Source organism: Bacteroidia bacterium (genome assembly GCA_020852255.1).
Lineage (GTDB): Bacteria > Bacteroidota > Bacteroidia > JADZBD01 > JADZBD01 > JADZBD01.
Genome location: JADZBD010000018.1, coordinates 77,875 through 94,662 on the forward strand (window position 1 = coordinate 77,875; position 16,788 = coordinate 94,662).

Consider the following 16,788-nt stretch of genomic DNA (forward strand, 5'->3'; position numbering starts at 1 on the left):
TAGATTTTATGCTGCCATTAGTTCAAGTTCAAGAGCCAAAGCCTCTGCTTCCAGCTCATATATTTTCATCAGTTCGCTGCCGCTTTCATCCTCTGCCGGAGGGGGTTGTATTTTCTTTCGGGATGAACTACGCTTGTGCTTCTCATCCTTTATCATATCAAACTGGAAATTTGTGAGGGTAACGGCAGAACTGAATTTATCCTGAAGGATTTCTACAAACGGCTCTACTTTTTTGAGTGGGAATGTGGCTACCATCTTATCCGATACCTTATCGAAATTCTTTCCGTCCACGATCTCCAGTAAATCCTTGTCCAGGTATATTTCCCCGCCCTTTACACGCGAAGCCGGGACGATCACCTTGTACCCTTCGCCCTGCCGGAATATCCCGATGCTGTTATGGGTATAGATAGCCGCTCCGTTTGCCAGGGACTTTACAAAGGTGAGCGCCTTGCCGATAGGAACTACAACCTTATCCCCGATATGCTCTGCCGGAATCCAGTTCTCCGGCATCAGGATTCCCTTCTTCACCTCTCCATCCTTCATTGTATAGCTCACCAGCTTTCCCTTAAAATCGCTGAATGCCTGGAGAAGGTTGCCCGTTATAATGTGCCGGGTCTTGCGGTCCGTTACATTATTCTTGATCGCCTTTTCCCAATCGACCAATAGTGCTTCTCTTCCGGTTTCTTCAACTGCAGTGCTGGCTCCCATGATGGCGGTAATATCATCGGAATAACTTGCGGGAATAGCGATGTATTTACTGCTATTGGCAATGGCAAAGCGCAGCTTCATCGCGCTGGGCGCATAGGGGTTCTTCTTTTTCTTCTCTATAATGAACCCCAGGAAGGTTGCAAGGATAAGTTCCTGGCCTTCGCTGTACGACTGTATGGGATAACTGAGCCGCTTTCCGATATGAAAGTATTTGAATATCCGTTTTAGGTACTGTGAGCGATTTTCAAAAGATGTCTGCGTCTGCTCAAGCTGCTTTTCTCTTGCTGCGTTGAGTTCCTGCTCTTGCTCCCGGATTGCATCGAGTTTCTGTTTTTCGCTTTTGATCTTCTGGATTTTCTTTTCGCCTGGAATTTCCTTTATCAGCTCATCGTATTTTTCATTCACTTCTTTCGTTTCTTCCTCCAGGCGTTGGGCAACGAAGATTTCATATTCGCTCAAAAGCTCTGACTGCAACGCATGAGCATCCTTATTGCCAAGTGATTCCTTAAGCAGGTTTTCCAGCTCGGTTTTTGAGAAAGGTTTTTTCAGCACATTGGCTATTACTGTTTCCAGGATGCTATCATCTCCGAAGGTGCTGTCTCCGCCTTTACCCATCTTTGTGATGCTCCACCCGGTGCGCTCCGCTTTTAAATCCATTGCCTCCACTTCAAGATCGTAGTCACCGATTTGCTTGAGGTATTCTGTAAAGTCATTGTACCGCTCTGCAATCTCATTGTAAAAATCCTGCTGCATTTTGGTAGAAAGCACGGCCACGCGCCCGGAGACCTTGTGCGCTGCATCCTCGACAGTCTCCTTATCATCCCCCTTTGTAGTTTTCAGATGAAGCGGATCATTGAGCAGTTCGTTTACTGCGGGGTTCTCGATAAGGTATTCCTTCACGATCTTGTCTCCGTATTTATTCAGAAAATCCGGCACATCGAGGATTTTGGTGCTTTGCTTCTGATTGGACGTAGTGTTGGCATCCAAAGACTTCAATTTTTTCTGAAGCATCATCATCAGTCGCTTCTCAGCCGGTATTGCCGAATTCACATAATCGTAGATCGGCTTTAAGATTTGCCCTGTTCGGTTTACTCGACCTCGCTTCTGAACCTCTGTGTTGATGTCGAGCTCTGCCTGAAGCACGATCATAACGCGTTGCTTTACCTGTGAAGCCGGAACCTTAGTCGTAGGAATAGCATGAGCCGATGCGCCTGTGCTGCCGGATTGGTTAATCATCAGCACATCCACTTCGTTATTGTTGAACTGCCGGAAAGCATCGTTGGTGTTAATGCGTTTCCTTTGTAGTACCAGTCCTTTGTTGGTCTTTGTGTTGATTTGCAATTCATATTTTCTTCCAGTTACTTCAGCGACCGAATACCCGGCATCCTGTATTTTCTTGATGACAATATCAATCGGAGAAATCGTGATCCCGGTAGAGGCCGCTTTTATCCGCTCCATGATCCGGGTATATTCTGCTTGAGCCTCCACCGAAAGATCAGAAAGCTCGAACTTCTTATGAATAGGACTGCCGTCCACATCTCTTTCGGTATAGCGCAAGATTCCTTCCAGGCCACGCTTCAATACTTCTGTGAAATCAGCATTGATAACATCCCCGTCCGAAACAAACACGCCTTTCTCATTCTCCATCTGCTCAATGAAGCTGCCCATTGTGGAGGCAAAGGCAATAATCGGTTTCTTGCCTTCTTTCAATCGTATGATTGCTCTGTCTGCAACTGTTTCCGCTTTTATCGAGAAAAGCATTTGATTGATGACGTTGAACACCTTTGAGAAATAAGGCTGGCTATCCACTCCTGCCTGGGAAGTTCCTTCGCGTAGCTCCACTTCCTTACCTTCAGCAACCGCGATCTTGTCCAACTCCTCAACCTGCTTGTCCACAAAATTCTTCTGAAAGGAAATTATATCCCGTAAAATCTCTGTGATGTTATCAGCTATTGCATAGTGTTCCTGTTCCTTGTCCTCAAGGGTAATGTAATTCACTTCCACACCTTCAAATGAACGCTCCCGCCTGAGCATCTGTCCCTCTGCAACAAGCTGGCTCGACAAAACCTCCTGCAAGGCAACGCCTCCGCGAATAATGGCCTCTACCAACTCGTCTTTCGTCATGTTCGCATCGGAAATAGCCGTCTTCATAGCGTAGATCGGCATATTGTCCGGGCGTTTTGCAAAAGTTGCCGAGAGAAACACTACGCCTTTTGTATTCGCCACAACCGACTGCATGAATTCTCCCGTATTGGATGAGCCGCTTGAGTTATGCGCCTCATCCATAATCATAATATTGCCTTGTGCGATCTCCCGTAGGAAATTCGGCTTTTCAGGTTTCTTCTCTGGGGAATTGAATTGAGAATAGGTTGCTACGACAAAGTGATACTTTGCCGGTACTTTCCGGCTCTCAAAAATCCTCTGCTGTTCATTGGCTGGTAATGCCTGGTGAATAATATTCCCGTCTTCGTCCTTAATGTCGGTTTTGGATTCCCGTCCGTTCACAATAAAAGGGACCAAGTTGGATGAACCGATTGCTGAAAGGTCGCGGTAGATGTCAGAAAAAAGGTTGGCCTTTTCGGTAATGAAGATCGGCTTCAAACCCTGTTGTACTCCGTAGCGGATCATGGATGCGGCTACACGGCCTTTACCGATGCCGGTCTGATCTCCGATAATCATTCCCTGGCCACGCGCTTCGATATTATAGATTGCCATTGCCACCGCATCAATCTGCTCTGCCGAAAGAGCTTTGCAGAGTTCTGTTTTGGCGCGATAACCCAGGCGGTGTCGCACGAAATTGTCAATATCGCCTCCAACTTCCTCGCGGATCAGCTCCAGGGCTTTCTGCGTTTCAAAACTCATGGAATCGGGAACCTGCGTGTTAAGCACAACACAGGCGGCCGATGCGGGAACATAGGGTGAGCCGAGGTCTGCAAAGCCAAGCTGCCTTTGAAGTTCCAGGGCTTCCTTTTCTAAGTGCGGTATATTTTGTTTCATGGCGTTGGTTACTCTTTCGTATAATGCGTCAAATGATTTTACAGTTTCAGCGATCACGCTGCCTTTGGGCGGGGCTGCGCCCTGCGGAGGGCGTTTTCTTCCGTCAACAAGAATCAACCTAACGTCAAACGAAGTTCCCTGGCGGGAATACAGGCTACCGTCAATATTGATTACGTCAATGATGTTATAACGGCTGTACAGGTAGTTAAAGAAGATACGGTTCCTTCCGGCCTGAATCCTTCCTTTCTCATCCCAGCGCGTATGCCCACCAATAATAATCGCAGCCTTACCGCGATCCTTCATGCAGTCCAGCGCACGAAGGGCCATCAGGTGATCCAGCGTTTTGATCGGGAAAGTGTCGAACATTACATCCGCGTCCAGCGTTCCGAAAGGAGGGTTCGTTATGACCGCATCCATCTTTTGATAGAACTCAGGGAAAGATTTGGTTGCATCCCGCTGCATCACTTGTTTAAAGCCCTGGGTTTGCAAATTGCTCCTGCGTACAGAATCCACTTCATTGACGACAATGTTCTTTGGGAATCCTGCAATAGTTAGCAGACCGTTTCCTGCGCTTGGCTCAAATACGGTAGCTCCTTTATCTGCCCCGGTAAAAATCCCTGCAAGGAATCCGATGGGCGCAGGCGTGGAATATTGCTGAAGCAGGATGCTCTGGCTGGTGCGGTGAGATAAATTGACCTGGCTCTTGTACAGCTCTACAATGGAATCATACTTCTCACTTATACTGCCCTCAGCGTGGGCGAGAAACCGCGCCCTGCGGACAATGGCAAGCTCGGTAAGTTCTTTGACCAGGTTCTTATCATTGATGCCATAAGATGCAGCGAGCTTTTCAATAGAACGCTTCGTGTACTGCACCTTACTTGCCAAATCTGTTTCGATCTGATCCACAAACTTCCACTTTGTATCAAAGCCATTCAACTCCGAGCCGAGCATTCCCTCATCGCCAAATGAAAAATAATTGTCTACTGTAATAATTATATGGTCGAGCAGTTGTATATCCATCGTAGCGGCACTTGCTTTAATTTTCTTCGTCAGCTCAACATCCGCTTCGCTTGGCCGCAGATTCCCGCTTGGATGGTTATGGGCAACAATGAGGGAGGTGCTTGCACTTTTCAGCGCAGCAGCCAGGATGATTCTTATATCCGCAACAGTTCCAGTAATTCCTCCAACAGCGTGCCGGTAATACCCGATGATGTTGTTCGCCCGGTTCAGGTAGAGAACTACAAATTGTTCCTGCAACTGGATTTCACCCCTCCTGTAAATCTTTCGGATGAATTCGGCTGCGTCTTTGGAATTACCGACTGTTCCATAATGCTTTTTCCTGGCTGAACGGTTAAGGCGCAGTTTTACTTCAGGCACATCGCCTTCACGCAATGCGCCTAAAGTGAAAATCATTTCCGGCTTTACTGAATATTGTTTTGTCTTTGCCATGCTTCATTAAGCGTATTGAAGGTTCTTTCGTTCATCCCAAACCTTGTCCCGATTCTTATTTCCATCAGCCCATTGCTTTGTAAGAATCCCTTTATCCTCAGATACCTTCTGGATAGCCCAGACCGGCTCTGAGGTTTGTGAGCCGGGCAGAGCATAGCCGTAATAAGTTTCTCCGGTATTTATCTGTTCTTCAATAGAAGCCTCAATGAAAATCTCGGAATTGATCGCATCCACGCTGATAGCGATTTCGCTGATCTGTTGATTGATTTGAGTGACGCATTCATCCCTGAGCATCTCATTCATCATATCGCGTAGTTCTTCGGCACTTTGCGTGAATGGGCTAACAACATCGGAATGCTTCAGGTAAATGTTTTGCAGCGCGGCTCCAATATCCAGCTTTACTACCGATGGTTCGATGATATAAACCTGACGAACGTGCCGCTTGATAACGAACCGGGTTTTCCCGTTTTCGGTTATTCTCAGGCTATCCCCTGAATCCTCAATTTCTATCGTATTTGCCATTTTATTTCCGCTTGTTCGGTTTATTTTTATCGTCCTTACAGAAAGTCTGGGCAATAGCCTCTCCGAGTAATGCCCCGATGAAGCCAGTTACCATCATGTAAGGCACTACATCCTTTTCAGCTCCCTTCGCATAGAAATAACCTGTGAGCGAAGTGACCAGCGTGAAGGATGAAACGATTACTTTCTCCTTCATGGATTCGTTCATTTTTGTAGAAGTAAAAAAGTGGTTGCGCCTGAAAGGATCATCACTCCGGCAGTAAGCAGCTTCGATCTTCGCTTTTCATTTCTTAACTGTTTACTTGCCCTGTTCAGGTCATCAGTCAACCTGCTTTGCATAGCGAAGGATGAATCCGTTACCTGCTTTAGCATACTGAACGAGCTTTGGCAAACTACCACCATCGAATCCTGGTTCTGAATGACTGTTTTCAGATCGGTTATTTCAGCCTGGCATAAGCTGTCCTTTATATTGGTTTGGACAATAAACTCAGCCACCTTTTCTTTCAGGGTATCGCAATTCGATACAATGGAAAATGTGTCAGTCAGGGTTTTGCTTTCTGAAATCAGGGAAAGTATTTTCCCCTGCATGGATTTTTCTTTCATCCTCGACCTTTCCAACTCCAGGTTAGTCTGCTGAATCCGCCTCTGCAAAACCGTGTTCTTTTGAATCCAGTACCCGATCTGCTGCTTGTAATTTGTTTCGATAGAGTTCACCTGCTGTGTCATTTCCTTCAGGGCTATTTTCGATTCCTTGACTTCCTTTCGGAAACCTTCCATTGAATCGAATAGCAGGTAGGTAGAGAGTGCGGAGATAAGTCCGAATAAAAATGTTATGATAATTGTTTTCTTCATTGTTCTTCGTTTTTGTTGTTAATGGATGATTTTCCTTTTCGCTCGAATGAGTAGCCGAAACAACCAGCACCGATAATGCTGACAAAGGAGTAGAACATATATTCGGGAATAGTTATTCCGAAAAACTGCTGTGCGATCCAGCTTATGAGAGTTGCAGCAACAAATACAAGGGTTACCACTTCCCGTAAACTGTAATTGCCTTCCTTGTCCCGGATCAGTTGTTTAATAAACTCATTCATCTGTTTAGGCTGTTTCTTCATTCGTGTCATAGTTGATGTATCCTATCAGTCCCAAACCCAGGGTAAGGGTTCCGACCACCATTCGCTTGATGGATTCCCGCCTCATGGCCCGGAAGTCCAGGAGCGTATAGGTGAACCTATTTCCGTAGAGCGAGCTGTGCTTATCACACAATCCCATGAAGCGGTCGAAATCCACCGCATCCTGAAAGACCTGGCAGCCTGCTGAGAACTTATCAATGAACTTCGTCTTGCCCTGCGCCAATGCCCGGTGAATATTGATCCCGAATAGTCCTTTGTCTTTTCTTCCATTGAAGAAATCGAGCTTTGCGTTTCGGTCATAGTCCCGGATGACGGTGACGGGTGCTGCCTGGACAAGCGCCTTGTATTTCCCCTGGTGAAGTCCAATCCTGTACGCATTCACGTACTGTCCCTGGGCCAGGATAGCAGTTCCCTGGGGCTGCATCGGATTTTCCAGCCAGTAGGTTCCCGGATCAGTCGTTGCCTTGAAGATGTGGTATTCCCATTTCAGCGGCTTGCTTTTGTAGAATACATGAACTTCATCGTCAAAGCGGTTCGGCTTTGTGCTTCGTGTACGCACCCCCACAATATTCAATTCATAGGGGCGCGTATGGAGCCTGTACCCGTTACTGCGTAGGATGGATTTTACCCTGGGAAAAATCATCAGGCAGCTTGTTTAAGATCAGGTTCGTAATTGCGGAGCCATTCTCTCACATCGAATGAAGGGCAGGCTTTTTTAACTCCCGGAAAATCGCGGTGTCCGAGTATCTGAGCCTGGGGGTATTTCTCGCTTAGTTCCACCAACTTGTCGAACATAGCGTGTTTCTGAAGTGTGGATCGGTTGTCAACCGGATTTCCGCTTTTGTCAATTCCTCCGATGTAAGAGATATGCACGGAATCCTGGTTATGGCCGTATGCTCCATAGGAGACCTCTTTTTCATCCAGGAGAGTGATAATTTCTCCGTCACGCAGGATCAGGTAGTGATACCCTGGCTTATCCCATTTGCGTACTTCCTTCCAGTATTTTTTTATCGCCTCAACTGTGGCTGTCGGCTGTGTTGCGGTGCAGTGCACCACGATGTACTTGATCTTTCTCATAGGTATTTTATGGTTGAAGTTTTTACAATGAATTTTTGTCCGTTACTTTCAAAGAGGGTAAACCCTCCGTTAATTGCGATCTCTGTTCCCAGGATCATGTTTGCGGGAACTTTCGCTCCCTCGCTGGGTGTTCTCCAAACGGTAGTGGGCACGGTGGTCATTAGCCGGAAGCCATCCAGCCCGGAGAGCGACCATTTGCTGCCATCATATTTCAGCCCCATGCGGGAGAATTCCAAGCGTATCTGCTGCTTCTGATTCTCGTCTGAGAAACTGCCGAGCAGTCCGTTGACAAGGGTTTGACTTACTCCGCGAAGCGGGTACTTTTTGAATTCGTTGCTAACGGCTGTGTAGTCTCCGGTGCTTCGCATTTTTTTCAGTGAAGCGATCAATCCGCTGAGGTTCTTATTCGCTGCATCCTTGTAGAGTGTTTTGGCAAGCTCAGAGGCGTTAATGCTGGGCGCAGCAACAATCACATTGAAAGTTGTCTCATCAATGGATTCAGGCAGGTTGAGTTTTTTCAGAGCAGCTACCATCTCGCTTCCGAAGTCCCCATCAGCCCCGTAACGCGGGAGTATCTCTTTCCCGTGCTTGGCGATGAGCGCATCCTGTACGGATTTTACTCTCGCGCCTTTACTGCCTTTCTTCAGGGGGAAATCATCATTGCGCTTGGTCGGCTGCGTGAAATATCCAGGCAGAAAGGTGCTTTTCTGCGGAGGAGGAAGGGTAGTTTCGGGCGCGTTATCCTCTGCATTTTCTTCCCGCTTGCGTTTACGCTTCTGATAATAGTCCCATCCGAAGTAACTGAGCAGGCCGGTTGCAGCCACGCCCAGGCCGATAAGGAGGAACTTTTTTTTCTTGTTTGGTTTTGCCTTTTCCATTTTACTGCTGAGGTTTCAATGTTATTATTTTCATGTAATCCTTCCAGTCGTCCATTTCACTTTTCAGGTCATCCAGCATATTGCTGTTGTATTCCTTGTAATATGCTTTGACTGTTTCGACAAATGCGGCCTGGGTTGGCATTTCGGTAAGCACCGCTTTGACCGCATCTTCATCTGTGCCGGGAAATGGTCCGTAGGTTTTATCAAACGCTGCTTTCATACGCTTTGCCCACCCGGTATAATTGAGAGAAGTGAGTTGCAGCGTTTCTCCTTTTTTCCCAATCCTGTCAGGCTTCGCATTGATGATGGCCAGCATCTCGTTGTATTCGGTGCTTTGCAGTTCATCACTCAAATCCTTGTACATACTGCTGTTGTAAAGTTTCTGATAGGAACTCGCCACTTTCGTTAAAACCTGCTTGCTTGGAATTTCTCTCAGAGTTGTCCTTAGCTTTTCCGTATCTGTACCGAACCATCCGTCATTCTCGAATGCCATTTTTATCTGCTTGGCATAAGTGGCTGGGGAATCCTCGGTAAGCGTTTTTTTCTCCTCACGATTTGAAACAAGGCTTCGGAAAATTTTTCTTCCCAAAAAGAAAGTACCTACCGTAACGATGACAGTACCGCCTGCATAAAGGAGCTTTTCCTTCAGCGTGAATTCTTCTTCATCCTTGTTTTCAGGCGTGTTCATTTTATACTCCGAGATAGGTTTTTGCCAGCGAGGTTTTGATCGGGTCGTTTTTCACGACATGAGCCAGTTTCTCCAGTTCCTTAGCCGTAAGGAAGCTGGCAAGGATTGAAAGGGCTTTCAGTTTGGTTTCCGCTTCTGCCTGCGTGTTGGCAGGCACGGAAAAATCACAGGTGAACTTTTTCATTGCTTTGCTGTTTTAGGTTTAACATTCACTCCGAGCAGTTCAGCGATCACGTCAATGTTCGTTTCGTCCGTAACGCATTTTTCGATGATGCCCATAACTTTCTCAAATTGCCGGAACCCTTTGACGAGGTTTTCTTTCGGGTCATGTTTCGGGAATTCCGGCTCTTTGATCTTTTCCTGGCCGTACTTTCTGCTCAGAAGCTCAAGCAGCTCGATGTTTTCCTTGCAGATATGCTCCATGAGCATTTCCGCTATCTCCCTGCTGGGAGCTTCGATGGTGATGGTGTAGTTAAACTTTTGCATTGGTTTGTTTTTTAGGTGGATTAATATTTAACAGTTGAGTTACGGGTACGATGTTAGATTTGTCGCGCACGAATTCCCTGATGACGGAAAGAACCAGGTTGAACTCCTGCTCATTAAAAGATGCTTTCATGTTCTTTCCCAGGTCAAGGAAGAACTTGTCTTCTTCCGATTGGGCGTTTTCATCGGACTTCATCCTGAAGCTGGCTTCCTCCTGCGGCTTGTCATTGCCTGAGAGAGATTTATCCTCTGTTTTTTTGCCAAGCAGAGGCAGAGCCAGGTCTTTAATGGCCGAAGCGATTTCGCCCATGCCTTTAGCCTCGGTTAACTTGGTTTTGGTGTCTTCGATGATGTCCTGCAACTTGCCGATGTATTCTTCGGCTTCGCCCAATTTTTCCTTCGTGGTGGTAAGGTCTTTTCTTACCTGGTCGCAGTCCCAGCGTTCGCGTTCAATGGAAACTCTTTCATTGATCTGCGCCTGAATTTCTCCCAGGCCGATCCCATTTAATGCTCCGCGCTTTTCTTCCTCTACGAAAGTGAAATGATGACGGCTTACAACATGAGCAGAGGTAGGCGAAGAAGTGAATAAGTTGACCGTTACTTTTTGCGTATCGGAAAAAATGAATTCCTCGTATTTGCTGAACTCGCTGGGGTCGGTTGTTTTCTCCACCACCTTCACTCCGTCCACCCATATTTCATAAAAGCGCGGGGTTCCTCTCTTGTGTTCGTTCTCCAGCACGCGCTTAATGGATTCAAGCCGTGAGAGTTCGTATGTGGTTGTGATCTCTTTCATTTTTCTTACTTGTGTTTTTTAGGTATTACCTGGATGAAGCGGATGTGCTTCATCGCATCGGCCTTGTTTTTGACTTCCACCAAACCCTGATGCTCGTAGAGCATTTCGTTTACATTGTCCAGGCTCAGGTCGAAAGTTCCCAGTTCGGATTTCACGCTCACGTCCTGGGCTTCCTCTATCAGGATATAGAACTGATTGTAGGCAGGCAGTTCCACTTTCTCCGAAGGCTGAAGTACCAGGTGTCGGAAGCGCAGGGAATACCTGTCTCCGTGTCCCAGCTCACGCATCCTGCGGGGTATGTATTCAAGTGCAAGGTTGACAGTCATCAGCTTTTTGTTTAATGATTTCTTCCGCTTCGTACCACACATACACTTTCACGGTGTACTGTGCATCCACATTGAGCCTTAGTCCTGCGGCATCGGTATAGGTTCCCTGGATCACTGTGCAGCATTCATTCACGCACACCACATCTTCTTCTCTGCGGTAGCCGTGCGTCCATGCGCGGTGACGGAAGGAATTGGTTTGGGAAAAGTTGCCGTAGCCCAGGTTGTTATCAGTGAGCCACACATCTCCGGCATAAAAGATATTGGCCTGTTCGCAGCTTTGTAGCTTCAGGTAGCCCGCCAGGTAGGTTTGTCCCCAATGGAAATGATGTTGTGCGGCAGGCACAGCGAATGCACCAAAGGCAGCAAAGCCTTCCCCGCCCAAACCTTCACCGGGTGCAGCAAGAGGTTCTCCGCCAAATCCTCCGGGAGTTATCAGCACGTCCAGATCCTTCACCGTAGTTTCGATGCCGATAATTCTCTTTGCATCTTCAGGCAGAATGATCTGAAAGGATTTGACTTCTCCTTTCTTTTTTACAGTAACCGGGTATATGAGAACTTTCTCCTTCATGCCATTTCACATTTTTCGCACTCGAAATAGTAGGACACACGGTACGGCTGGAAAAAGGCCATCGGATTCTGAGTATCCTTGTAGTCTATCTTGATGCTCTTGTTCCCTGGATTCACATTGCCCAGGTCATAGTACCTGGAACCTACCGGAGCGTTCACGCCTGACATGAGCAGCTTACTCTCGTAATCGTCCGGGAAAATTTCATCGCGGTTGATCTCGATGCGCTGTGATCCCCGGAAGTAGAGCAGATCATCCCGGTCGCTGGTAACCGTCAGGCCCCGGATGGAAACAATGTCCTTATCCAGCTCGAATGATTTCGAGAAGATTTTATCCTGCTGGGTCACTTCGATGTCGAAGCGTTTCTTTACGATCTTATTCATGGTTGATCTTTATTGATTGTTTTTAAAAAAAAGGAGCGGGAGGGCATGGCTCCCTCTCCGCTCCTTGCCACGCGGGTTAGGGCGTGGTGATGGTTCCGTGCAGGCCGGCCCATACCTGGGTGTTGGGCGCGATGCCTGCCATTGTGCCAAGCTCAAGGGTCAGCTCGATGAGGATGTCATCGTGAATGAGCCTGGGGTTGGCGAGCTTGTAGTAGCCCATCGGAACGAGGTGGTTCGCTTGTGTTTTAAACACGCTGTTGCTGGTGTCGGGAACGATCTGCTTTTTGTTCGCCTTCAGGTTGAACTCTCCGTTGGCAATGGCCGGGAACAGTTCGATGAAGTTGTAGGGCGTGGACATGATCGAATCCTTGCTCGGATCGGCTGCCACTCCACCCAGCAGGATGATCCCGCTTACCAGGAGAGCCTGGTTCTTGGGCAGCTTCGCGTTGGAAATGTTGCGAAGTCCGATCTCCTTGTCGTCCTGCGTTTCAAACAGCTTGATCGTTTTGCTTGTCACGGGCTTGATCGAGTAGATCACCGTGTCGGCAAGGCGCAGCTCGCCTTTTGCCAGGGCGGTTTTGATGTGAGGAGGAAGCTCATTGAAATGCTTCTCCATCTCGGCACGGCTGCCCTTGCTCGGTGTCGGGTTGGTGGTAAGTTTGTTCAGGGTCCGCATCCTTTTTACAGGATTCATTTTCTGAAGTGCGCCCATCACTTCGCCTACGAGTTCATCGTTTTCTCCGTCCAGTCCCAGCAACGCTCCCGCGTTGTTGTACTCTTCTGTTGCGTTTAATTCTCCAAACATGGTTTTTTTGGTTTTTAGTGGTTATTATTTTCGTTTTAGTCAAGGCTCACGCTTAACCCTGCTGTTTCAGGGGTCTTTACAAGCCGTATTTTTCAGGATTTGTTTTGGCTGCTGATGCAGCCCTTTTCAGTTTTTAATAGTTCGTCTCGCTGGGATCAATCTCGCCCATCTCCTGAACCGGAAGCGTTCCCATATTTTTTTGCTGGAAGGATTCTCCGCTTTGAGCTACCTGCTTTTCCAGCTTATCCAGGGCGGTAAGATCAAGCTCCTGGCCTTGTCCCAGCTCTTTGTTCTCCGGGTAAGTGAAATACTGCACTTCGCCTACACCATTGGTCGTCTCCTTCTTTTCCTCCTTTTTCTTCATCACCTTATCCAGGTAGAGTTTTTGCGAGAAGGTGTCCTTGAAGGCCATAACGCGATCTTTTGCGCCTTCGATCACTCCTTCCAGTCCTTCTTTAGGAGTGCCTTTCATTTCGGTATTACCCTGGAATCCATTTGCCGCCATCATGCCCACTCCGAAAATGGAAGCCAGGTGGTTCTTGTAGTAGTGTCCCAGGCCGGTGATGGCTGCCCCTACGATCAGCGATGCCCGCCCTATTGCGGAACCGGCAACGCCACCCACCACTACGCCCACCACAACATCCTTCAGCGTTTCGATAGCGGAATTTTTCGCATCGCCCTTTGTCTCCAGGTCTGTGGTTATGGAACCAAGCAGGGACTTTTTCTTGGCTGCCCGTTCATAAGAATTTTTGCTCATTGTTTTTTCGTTTTAATAGTTTATGATTGATTTTCTATCGCAGAGCCACCGGACTTTTCTTGTCGTGGCTTTGCTTGCCCTTTGTTCCCGATAGGGATTTTTGCTTTGCCTCTTTACCGGAAAGGGCTTTGTAGCCGAGAAAGAGAAGGCCCAGACCGGTTGCACCGATCAGCGTAGGCTTGAGCCAGCTTTTGTTCTTGTCCCAGAAGCCTTCCTTTTCAGGTGTGTCCTGGCTTGTGCTGTCAGAGGAAATTTTCTGATCACTTTCAGGGGAAGTTGAATTGCTGCTTCCTGAATCCACGCTCATGGTACTGATCTCGTTTTGGTTCTGTTGAATCTCAGCCGTAAGATTGGTGCTGCTGCTCTGCGTTTCCGCGCTCTCGAATTCTTTGGATTCAGGCGAATCCTTTTTCGGGAAAATGTTGCCGATGGATTTCAAAAGCCCGGCAATGGCGGCCAATGCACCCGAAGCGGCTGTGATGGCGGCTGCGGTAACAGGTTCGCCAAGCTCTCCCAGGCTTTCCTCGTTCTCGCCCAGGAATATCTCATCTCCGAGGAGTTCAGGCAGCGGGGTATATTGGCTCACGTTACCAAGACCTTTTACGTCCTGGTTCTTGTTGCCCTTGCCGGTGAGAATAGCAGAGCGCAGGTTTTCAGGTTTTCCACCCGCTCCGAAGAAAATATTCTCCAGCTTAGTCTTGATAGTCTTGAGCTTTTGGAACTTCGCCATATCAATGCCCCGCTTTTGGGCTTCGGCATCGCTCAGGTAACCATACTTCAGGCGACTGGCGACATTCATCAGGTTCAGCTTCATCGCAGCCAGGACACCGTTCCGCAAAAGCACGGTTGCCGGATTTACCTTGTTCACCACGTTGAGAGCCTTGCCCACAACTTTTTTCAGAATGCCGGGCTTTTTTTGGGGTGTGCTTGTGCTTGAGGACGCAGCTTTCTTTTTGAAGAGCTGAATCTTTCCCATTTCACCGGAAAAATCCGGGTCTTCGATTCCGCTGAGATATTCTAAATCCATTTTTGTGTCTTTTATTTCTGTGTAAGGTTCTTCGTAGTTGTAATAGTCCACCACGCAATCCAGGGTGATGTACTTGCCGCCTGTCTTGTGGACTATCGGATAGATGTGCTGGAAGTAGTCCTTCCTGTACCGTGCTATCCGAAGGGAGTGCGGGATTTTCAGGTTCGTCAGTATGCTGCTGATGAAAACCGTGTAGCAATCGCAGTCAACTCCCCGGTGGCGGTCGTGCCAGGTGCGGCCTGGTGAGCGTATCTGCTCTTTGCCTTCCTCGTCCTTGTGATACCGGATATAGCGGTACACAAAATCCCAGATATTCTTGCAGGTTTCGCTCCTGTTGCTCCCGCGAAGCATATCCGCGACCTCCCGCGTTTGAAGTAGTGTGTCGTGAACCACCTTCGGTATAAACTTTACCGTGTCAGATACCGTAGCCCCTTTCTTCACCGTCTCATCCTTGAGGTGAGCTGGAGGAAACAAGGAATCGTACTGCGTTCCTGGTTCGATATTTCTATACTTCAATGCTTCCATTTACTTTTTCAGGGTTGTTTCTTCTGTTTTTTCGTAAGGCAGTTTTTTCCAGCCCAGGTCAATCGTTGAAACAGTTTTGGTTGTGAGCTTAATGGGTTCTCCTGCCAGCAGGGACTTTATCATGCCCGCGCTCACTGAGAAAATGTTACGGGGCGGTATTGTTATCATAATCTTTTCCGCTACCGCTTCTCCATAGGCGGGAATCTCAATATCCTTGTCCACCACCTGCGAGCTGCCTACCGTTGCATCTTTGTAGATCAGTTTTATGTAAGGGAACTTGATCTTGAACTTTGTCGAAGTGGGATTTTTGAGCTGTACATCTACGCGTAGTACCAGGCCGCTGAGGTCGAGCTTGAAGATGTTCACGGTGACTACCGATTCCAGTTCCACGCTCGTGCGTTTCAGGCGAAACAGGTAAGTAGCTCCTGCAATGATCCCCCCGCCAATGGCCGAGCCGAGTATGAGTTTTTTCAAATTCATTTTCCCTTTTTGTTTTTGATCCTTTCGCTCAGGTAATCGCTCGTAATTTTGAACACCAGCCAGATCGCTCCGCCAACTGCGGCTTTTACCGCATATTCGGCAAGTCCCGAAGCGTCCAGGTTGGCCAGGAGAATAGCGCCAGTAAGAAAAAAGTTCGATGTGCTGTCGCTGCCTGCGGTATGATGTCTTGCTTCCATTTTTCGGATGTATTTTTTTGTTACACGACAAATATGCACCCGCATTTTGAGACCATTTTCCGATGCTTTCCATTGGCTTCCGATTGTTTTCGATTCTTTCCGGTGGTTTCTGATTCTTTCTTTTTTGTGAGGCCCTTTTACTTGTCAAGTTCCGTTGTATAGGGTACGCAGAGATTATCGAAGATGATTTTTACCTGGCGAATGGAATAAAACCATCCCTTCTTTTCCCCGATCTCGTTTTTGAGTTCATTGATCCACTTTCTCATAGTGGGTATGCTTACTTGGTAAATCTTTGCAAGCTCCTTAATGGTATAAGGTCTTACCAGTATATGATTTTGGTTTTCCATGATTTTTTTTTGGATTAAGCGCAGAAATGAAAATGATTGTGAATTGGATTGATGTTATCTATGCAGCTCTCGCAGAGCCATGCCTGCTTTCTCTTTTCAAGATTGCGGAGATACCATGCCTTCGTTCCGGCAAAGCCTTTTGGATTTTCCTTGTTCAGCCAAATGCAGGGATGCGGGATATAGCGGTGAGAAAAGCGGCTGACGTACTGCCTGGCGAGCAGGATTCTTTCGCAATAAGCCGTAAAATGCTTATGTGCTGTTGCGGTGAATTCTTCAGCGGGTATTTCTTCATAATACTCCCGTATGTAGAGCTTGGAAAGCTCAACTTCCGCTTTGCTGAACGGATAACCATCCCATAGGATGCTGTGGGCAAACTCCCAGGTGGCATTGGTAAGCAGTCGAAGTGCTGCGGGATGGACTTTTACTTTTGTTTCAGCCGATGCTTTTAACTTCCATGCGTCCCATCTGCACCTTGTATTGCAGAATTTAGCATCGCTTCTTGTCGGTTCAAATGTCTGCCCGCAATGCTGGCAGGTCCTTTCTGTTTTCATATTATGCTTGTTTTTGGGTTACTTATTGAATGCCGTAAAAATGCCACAGAGTTCCGAGAGCATTTTCCGATGCTTTCGACTGCTTTCCGATCGCTTGTGATGT

21 protein-coding genes are annotated in these 16,788 nt (G+C 47.5%); all 21 read right to left on the reverse strand.

The window, feature by feature from the left end; translation table 11 throughout:
- Nucleotides 1-6: 6 nt before the first annotated feature.
- The gene (locus tag IT233_10540) at nucleotides 7-5,154 is read right to left on the reverse strand and encodes a strawberry notch family protein (protein ID MCC7303067.1); all 5,148 of its coding nucleotides are present in this window, start codon (nucleotides 5,152-5,154) and stop codon (nucleotides 7-9) included.
- A gap of 6 nt (nucleotides 5,155-5,160) precedes the next feature.
- Nucleotides 5,161-5,676 (reverse strand): hypothetical protein, encoded by a 516-nt coding sequence (locus IT233_10545; protein ID MCC7303068.1) that lies wholly within the window; start codon nucleotides 5,674-5,676, stop codon nucleotides 5,161-5,163.
- 1 nt (nucleotide 5,677) lies between these two features.
- On the reverse strand, nucleotides 5,678-5,881 hold the full coding sequence (locus tag IT233_10550; protein ID MCC7303069.1) for a hypothetical protein: 204 nt from the start codon (nucleotides 5,879-5,881) through the stop codon (nucleotides 5,678-5,680).
- A complete protein-coding gene (locus IT233_10555; protein ID MCC7303070.1) occupies nucleotides 5,878-6,525 on the reverse strand; it encodes a hypothetical protein in 648 nt (215 codons plus the stop codon). The genes IT233_10550 and IT233_10555 overlap by 4 nt, the downstream gene beginning before the upstream one ends.
- Nucleotides 6,522-6,785 carry a hypothetical protein gene (locus IT233_10560; GenBank protein MCC7303071.1) on the reverse strand — a complete coding sequence of 88 codons (264 nt, stop codon included), beginning with the start codon at nucleotides 6,783-6,785 and terminating at the stop codon, nucleotides 6,522-6,524. Before IT233_10560 ends, IT233_10555 begins: the two co-directional genes overlap by 4 nt.
- The gene (locus IT233_10565) at nucleotides 6,769-7,446 is read right to left on the reverse strand and encodes a hypothetical protein (GenBank protein ID MCC7303072.1); all 678 of its coding nucleotides are present in this window, start codon (nucleotides 7,444-7,446) and stop codon (nucleotides 6,769-6,771) included. Before IT233_10565 ends, IT233_10560 begins: the two co-directional genes overlap by 17 nt.
- Nucleotides 7,446-7,880 carry an N-acetylmuramoyl-L-alanine amidase gene (locus IT233_10570; GenBank protein MCC7303073.1) on the reverse strand — a complete coding sequence of 145 codons (435 nt, stop codon included), beginning with the start codon at nucleotides 7,878-7,880 and terminating at the stop codon, nucleotides 7,446-7,448. Before IT233_10570 ends, IT233_10565 begins: the two co-directional genes overlap by 1 nt.
- Nucleotides 7,877-8,758 (reverse strand): hypothetical protein, encoded by an 882-nt coding sequence (locus IT233_10575; protein MCC7303074.1) that lies wholly within the window; start codon nucleotides 8,756-8,758, stop codon nucleotides 7,877-7,879. Before IT233_10575 ends, IT233_10570 begins: the two co-directional genes overlap by 4 nt.
- Nucleotide 8,759: 1 nt before the next feature.
- On the reverse strand, nucleotides 8,760-9,446 hold the full coding sequence (locus IT233_10580) for a hypothetical protein (protein ID MCC7303075.1): 687 nt from the start codon (nucleotides 9,444-9,446) through the stop codon (nucleotides 8,760-8,762).
- A gap of 1 nt (nucleotide 9,447) precedes the next feature.
- On the reverse strand, nucleotides 9,448-9,630 hold the full coding sequence (locus tag IT233_10585) for a hypothetical protein (GenBank protein ID MCC7303076.1): 183 nt from the start codon (nucleotides 9,628-9,630) through the stop codon (nucleotides 9,448-9,450).
- The gene (locus IT233_10590) at nucleotides 9,627-9,932 is read right to left on the reverse strand and encodes a hypothetical protein (GenBank protein ID MCC7303077.1); all 306 of its coding nucleotides are present in this window, start codon (nucleotides 9,930-9,932) and stop codon (nucleotides 9,627-9,629) included. Before IT233_10590 ends, IT233_10585 begins: the two co-directional genes overlap by 4 nt.
- A complete protein-coding gene (locus IT233_10595) occupies nucleotides 9,919-10,722 on the reverse strand; it encodes a hypothetical protein (GenBank protein ID MCC7303078.1) in 804 nt (267 codons plus the stop codon). Before IT233_10595 ends, IT233_10590 begins: the two co-directional genes overlap by 14 nt.
- Nucleotides 10,723-10,727: 5 nt before the next feature.
- Nucleotides 10,728-11,048 carry a hypothetical protein gene (locus IT233_10600; protein ID MCC7303079.1) on the reverse strand — a complete coding sequence of 107 codons (321 nt, stop codon included), beginning with the start codon at nucleotides 11,046-11,048 and terminating at the stop codon, nucleotides 10,728-10,730.
- Entirely contained in the window at nucleotides 11,026-11,616 is a 591-nt protein-coding gene (locus IT233_10605; protein MCC7303080.1) for a hypothetical protein, read from the reverse strand. The genes IT233_10600 and IT233_10605 overlap by 23 nt, the downstream gene beginning before the upstream one ends.
- Entirely contained in the window at nucleotides 11,613-11,996 is a 384-nt protein-coding gene (locus IT233_10610) for a hypothetical protein (GenBank protein ID MCC7303081.1), read from the reverse strand. The genes IT233_10605 and IT233_10610 overlap by 4 nt, the downstream gene beginning before the upstream one ends.
- A 76-nt stretch (nucleotides 11,997-12,072) precedes the next feature.
- On the reverse strand, nucleotides 12,073-12,801 hold the full coding sequence (locus IT233_10615; GenBank protein MCC7303082.1) for a hypothetical protein: 729 nt from the start codon (nucleotides 12,799-12,801) through the stop codon (nucleotides 12,073-12,075).
- Between the two features lie 133 nt (nucleotides 12,802-12,934).
- Nucleotides 12,935-13,558, reverse strand: coding sequence for a hypothetical protein (locus tag IT233_10620; protein ID MCC7303083.1), 624 nt, complete (start codon nucleotides 13,556-13,558; stop codon nucleotides 12,935-12,937).
- A 34-nt stretch (nucleotides 13,559-13,592) separates the two neighbouring features.
- Nucleotides 13,593-15,110, reverse strand: a complete 1,518-nt coding sequence (locus IT233_10625; GenBank protein MCC7303084.1) for a hypothetical protein — start codon at nucleotides 15,108-15,110, stop codon at nucleotides 13,593-13,595.
- Entirely contained in the window at nucleotides 15,111-15,590 is a 480-nt protein-coding gene (locus IT233_10630) for a hypothetical protein (GenBank protein ID MCC7303085.1), read from the reverse strand. It abuts the gene before it with no gap.
- Complete coding sequence (locus IT233_10635; GenBank protein MCC7303086.1) at nucleotides 15,587-15,787, reverse strand: hypothetical protein; 201 nt, start codon at nucleotides 15,785-15,787, stop codon at nucleotides 15,587-15,589. The genes IT233_10630 and IT233_10635 overlap by 4 nt, the downstream gene beginning before the upstream one ends.
- Before the next feature lie 361 nt (nucleotides 15,788-16,148).
- Complete coding sequence (locus tag IT233_10640; GenBank protein MCC7303087.1) at nucleotides 16,149-16,685, reverse strand: hypothetical protein; 537 nt, start codon at nucleotides 16,683-16,685, stop codon at nucleotides 16,149-16,151.
- Nucleotides 16,686-16,788: the final 103 nt, after the last annotated feature.